This is a genomic window from Okeania hirsuta, from assembly GCF_003838195.1.
GTDB classification, from domain to species: Bacteria; Cyanobacteriota; Cyanobacteriia; order Cyanobacteriales; family Microcoleaceae; genus Okeania; species Okeania hirsuta.
Genome location: NZ_RCBY01000364.1, coordinates 1 through 5,142, shown reverse-complemented (window position 1 = coordinate 5,142; position 5,142 = coordinate 1). Strand labels below are relative to the sequence as shown.

The window sequence follows — 5,142 nt, the reverse complement described above, 5'->3', positions numbered from 1 at the left end:
TTTTGTTCGAATTCCTTACTCTCTGTAATATCGGTTATACGCATCAGGAGCTGCTGTTTTTCTCCATATTTAATAAAGGTATAAGCCATGCTGCCCCAAAAGATCCGTTTATCTTCGGTCGGACTGTATGAAGATGCAGAAAATTTATTGACCCAAATCTTTCGGCGTCCGATTATCCTTGCTGCCTCCGTAACCCATGGACATCTTTCCAATCTTCCTGTACTTGTGGGAGATATATGATGTTGTAATTCTGGATCATCAGTCCATGCAACTGTTCAAATGGCCGCAAATCAACTGCGCCTAAGAGGAATCAAAGTAGAAATGATCCGACACAGCAACATGAGCATGTTGGAATCAAGGATCAGAAAATTGAAAGACCCCTTGAAAAGATTTGGTACATGGCAATGGCATTTACTCGATGTATGGAGATTTTGCTCCCATTGATGAGTTGAAGCAACTGCTGGACAAATACGAACAATTTCCATCTTTACATTGATGATGCTCATGGTGCAGGTATTTTTGGAGAAAATGGTAGTGGTTCGTACACAAATCTCTCCCATATCATGAACGCATGTACCTCATTCTGGGGCTGGAAAAAGCTTTGCCGGTGCAGGTGTGTCAGGTTTATCCTGATGAAGAGAGTAGGAAGGAAGGAAGAACCTGTAGGAACCATGATTTTTTCGGGACCTCTTCAACCGGCACAATGGGGTGCAACAATAGCGAGCCTAAAGCTCCATATGGGTCACGACTCCCAGAGCTTCAGGCAAAAATTGAGAAACCGGATTGCCTATTTTCAACCTTCAAAGCTGAGGAGCTGGCATCCCTCTTTTTTTGAATCGATTTCACCATTTGCTTTATCAATGTAGGCTTACCTGAAGTTGGGTATAACCTTATCCAGCGTATCATGAAAAGCTGGTTTATGCGAATCTGCCGTTTACCCAGTGTGCCCCTTCGCAATACCGGTATTCGTGTGGCATTAACCAATCATTGAGTTATCAGGATATTTTGCCTTGCTCAACTTTGATAGCGAGGAGCTACCACCGCCTTAAAGGAGGAAAATTCCTCTAGGAGGACGTTTACAAAGCTTCAAAGTAAAAGCCCACTAAGAAATTAGCAAGAGATAATTTCCCCGTTATTCCCCGTTATTTGCCGAAGAAAAAATATTTTCTTCGGTTTTCTTTATTCTATAAGCAAATTTCACGCTAAAATACTGTTAGTTAATTCACTTTTGAATTTTTTAAGAGAGCAACAAAACCTAGATTTGATCGAATAAGGTTACGTGCATGAATTTTTAAAGAGAAATTTGGAGTTCACTTTCAAATTCTTGGCGTTGATGAAAACCTCTTTCGGAGAAGTAAAAAGGACCAAAACTCCAAATCGAAATTAGTTTCCTGGGGGCATTCTCTGCATGCCTCATATACCGAATTATTATGAGATGGGAATGAATTTGGCCGTATGGCTGAAACTCTCACATGATAGGATTGGCTATGACCCTGTTCTGAAATTACCTCGGGTACCATAAATTTCCAGATACTGGTGATCATTTTGGCAACTTTTCCTGATGATTACCAGTTCACTTTGGATTGAGAGCGGTGAACACCTTGCTTTTATTCTATTATACTTGTACCTTTACTTTTTTTGATTTAAACACGACTAAGCATATATTTCGATGCGTCACGGCAGGTTTTATCCTGCTTTAGAGCTCAAGCGATTATGAATTCTGGGGGAATCCCTTACCAGTCTGAAGAAAGAAGGGAAACCTATAGAGGAAATTTTGCCGGAACCCTGATCTTTGCCATTGGCTTGCGATCTACTTTCAATCTCTTCTGATAAACAGGTAGATGAATCATTTTTGCCGCTCAGCGGAACTAAAAGCTTCTTGGACAATCTTATTGATGCCATTTTTATTGCAGACCTCAGCGACCATAAGATTATAGAAAGCAAGCACGTTCTACGATTGTTTGTTTTGGAAGCGGGTGCGGACCTTCGACGCCGAAAAATCCAGGCTCTGATGAAAAATCCCTACAATACACAGGGGCTCGAAGAAATAAACACCCGCCTCATAAACGATGGAAAATGGAGTTGGGAGCGGAATGTACCGAAGATAAACGGATCTTTGGGGCAGCATGGCTTATACCTTTTATTAAATATGGAGAATAACAGCAGCTCCTGTGCGTATAACCGATATACAGAGATAAGGAATTCGAACAAAACTGATTTCGAAAAAGAAAGAGCAGAGTCCGCTACGATTGCAAAAGCTCACTTCTCAACAATATGAGTCACGAGATCCGTACCCCGATCAATGGCGTTATCGGATAGCAGAAATTATTCTGCCGAATACGGAGAAGAGGAAGAAGAATTAATTATGTACGCGGATTTGTTGTTGGAGTCGGCAGCGGTTTGTTGCGAACGATGGATCGATTCTGATCTCTCAAACCTGGAGACTTTTGAATCCGAGATGCCTCTCGCGCAGGTCTGCCTGAACCAGGTGCTGGAGTCTAGACTGTAAAGAGTTTGAAAATAGGCACTTGAGGAAAAATATAAGCATTAAGGTGCGAGATAGATCGTATCTATTATGTAGAATCCGAGCTGTCCTTATTGCAGAAGTCATGGAGCACATCATCGGTAATCCGTGAAGTTTACCTAAAGTGGAGGCGGGAGGCCTGGATAAGAAGCCCATGCCGAAGAAGGAGAAAGCAGAGCTTTCGGGACATTTAAAAATCAAAGATACAGGGGTTGAATGAGTGAAGATTTTGTTAGCAAAAACTCTTCATGAAGTTTGAGCAAGAGAGTGAAGGCCTGGACAGAAACTTACGAAGGTCTGGGCTGGGTTTGTCTTTGGTTGAACGAATCATTGAGTTATTGAAAGGTCAATTTCGTAGAAAGAAACAAGGTGAAGGAAGCATTTTTACCTTTAGATTGCCGGGCTTTCGGCTGTGTAGAATTTAGAAATAAAATGGATATTTGAAATAAACCTGAAGAAAAAAATTCCTTAAAAAAAAAATCCATGAGTAAAGCTAACGTCCTCCTCATAGTCGAAGACAATAAAATCAACGCACTTGTCTAACTAAAACCATTCAGAGTTTATGTAAAACCAATCATGTTGTAAATGACAAGCAAGCTTTTGCAGCTGTAGCAGAGAATGGACTATGACCTGATTTTCATGGATATTAATCTGGGCAGTAATAAGCCTGGATGGAGAAGAAATCATGAAAGTAATCAAAAGTGATCCCAAAAAATAGTCACATCAAAATCATGGCGTTACCAGTTATGCCATGCCCGGTGACAAACAAAGATTTTTGGATGGCCGGATTGATGCTTATTTTCCAAACCCATCAACAAACAGGCATTATCGAAGGTGTAAGGGAGATTTCGGCCTTCTCACGTTCCCGTTTAAATTTTCATTAGGTCAAATTTTCAATTTTCCATACTGCTAAACGGTTCATTATCTGATTTTTGCCGGATAGGATGAGATAGGCCCCATTCTTGCAGGTAGGGGTAGTAGGATATTTTTGCTTTCTATTTTTTGACTAAGCAAAGGTTGAATGTATTACCCAAAAGCCATCGGCAAGCTACCGTCCTGATGAAATTAGATTATTTCGTTTCTTGCTAATGAAATTTGTGTTAGGACTCAGATTGAAAAACTTATCTCCAATTCGTACCGAGTTGTCCTTCCTTTTTCTGCTACTGCATTCGTGCAGTCTTACAAAACTTATTCCCGAGCACTTGGCCTTGGGCAAGGGGTTGTATTTAGGTTCAGACGAGAGAATTACCTTTCTGAGGTATTTTGTATAAAAAGAACAGCTTTCCCCTCTACAGAGAAGGAGTTGCTGGTACTACCAGCCCAAGCCATCCTGGCCTCCATCATCATTCGTTCAGATTTGAGTTTCTGTAAAACTCCAATTTAAAAGATTGGCTGGGCCTCAGTAAGGAGATCGACGGATTTAGTGCCTTTTTTTATTGGGATTCTGGGTATTTGGGCCTGGATCGGGCAGAGGATTGCTCAATCTGGAAAAAGAATTCTGGGAATACCTTTCTGGTACCTAATCCTGAAAGCTTTATGAGTCAGGATGAGGAATTTCTTAGATGGGATAAGTCCAAGCTTACAGACTTCTTGAAGTGGATAAATCCAGCACTTTCAGCTTATTATTTCGCCTGCATCAATTTCTTGTAAGCCATCCCTATTTACAGGAAACCAATCTGTGTTGGCTTCTTCACCATCAATAAAAGAAATCACCCTATAAATTTGGAAGCTATATCAGATGTTTCTTCGGCAGAAGCCGGGATTCAGGAAACATCCCTTATAAAGCCTGTCCAGAAGAAGGTTTGGAAAAGCAATTGCAGGATTTTGGTGCTTCCCAACTGTTTTCGGTAAAAGAAGAGTTTATCCATGGAAAAAGAGGTAGCAGATAAGGAAGAGCAAGAACAATTGAAACAGATGAGTCAACTCGAAATAGAGGCTTCAGAGCTGATGATAAGTTGGCACGAGCAAGAAGGAAAGTGAAATAGATCCTATTGCATACCTGGATAGTGTATTAGAAGGAGAAGCTCCCAAAACGATACTTAGAAGAAATACCAGAAAAAGAAGAGGAGCAGAAGCTCCTGAAAGAAAAATAGGAGAAATGCCAGCTGTGAATCCAAAGGGAAATAGCAGCGGAAGTCGAGGAAGCTTCCTGAAATAAAAGCTCTTCTTTCAGATGTTAATCAAGTAAGCTCCCTTGGAACAGAGCAGAGCCAGAACAGAGAAGTAATTTCAGATGAAAAACCATTCTGAAGATGAAAAAGAGGAAGATGCCCTGCTTGATTTTGTAAGTCTTATCGACAGCTTGCTGAAGGAGAGGACACAAATCCTGTTGAGGAAAACTCCGAAATGGATCCCTAATTGAGGTTGCATGCACTTGTAGAAACTCCTGCCCTGAGCCAGAAGAAAACCAGCAAATAGATTTTATTTCAGGTATGCCAATGGAGGAGGTCGAAAGTAATTCCGAAGAAGAGGCGATCAATCCTATGCGTGCAGATTTAGATCCTGTGCTTTTGACAGAGGAACAAGATTCAACTAAAAAATCTGAAGAGAAGATTGATGAAATCCGTTCAGCAGAAATTAAGGAAGACGTATCTGATGCAGCAGAAAAGCAGGAACTT

4 protein-coding genes are annotated in these 5,142 nt (G+C 40.9%); 3 read left to right on the top strand and 1 reads right to left on the bottom strand.

Going from position 1 to position 5,142, the window contains the following annotated elements; all coding sequences use genetic code 11:
* Window positions 1-212: hypothetical protein (locus D5R40_RS38325; protein ID WP_205127746.1), on the bottom strand; the 212-nt coding region annotated here is incomplete at its 3' end.
* A gap of 1,580 nt (window positions 213-1,792) precedes the next feature.
* On the opposite strand from D5R40_RS38325, the gene D5R40_RS30175 reads away from it, so the two are divergent.
* The 3 genes from D5R40_RS30175 to D5R40_RS30165 all read left to right on the top strand — a co-directional run.
* Window positions 1,793-2,278 carry a hypothetical protein gene (locus D5R40_RS30175; RefSeq protein WP_124155673.1) on the top strand — a complete coding sequence of 162 codons (486 nt, stop codon included), beginning with the start codon at window positions 1,793-1,795 and terminating at the stop codon, window positions 2,276-2,278.
* A gap of 494 nt (window positions 2,279-2,772) precedes the next feature.
* Complete coding sequence (locus D5R40_RS43055; RefSeq protein ID WP_375339428.1) at window positions 2,773-2,949, top strand: ATP-binding protein; 177 nt, start codon at window positions 2,773-2,775, stop codon at window positions 2,947-2,949.
* A gap of 2,007 nt (window positions 2,950-4,956) precedes the next feature.
* Window positions 4,957-5,142, top strand: a 186-nt coding sequence (locus D5R40_RS30165; protein WP_205127745.1) for a hypothetical protein, incomplete at its 3' end; no start/stop codon positions are given.

What these genes read in the sequence shown, in the direction of transcription:
- D5R40_RS43055 (WP_375339428.1), top strand. Translation starts at nt 2,773, where the DNA reads ATGAAGTTTGAGCAAGAGAGTGAAGGCCTGGACAGAAACTTACGAAGG.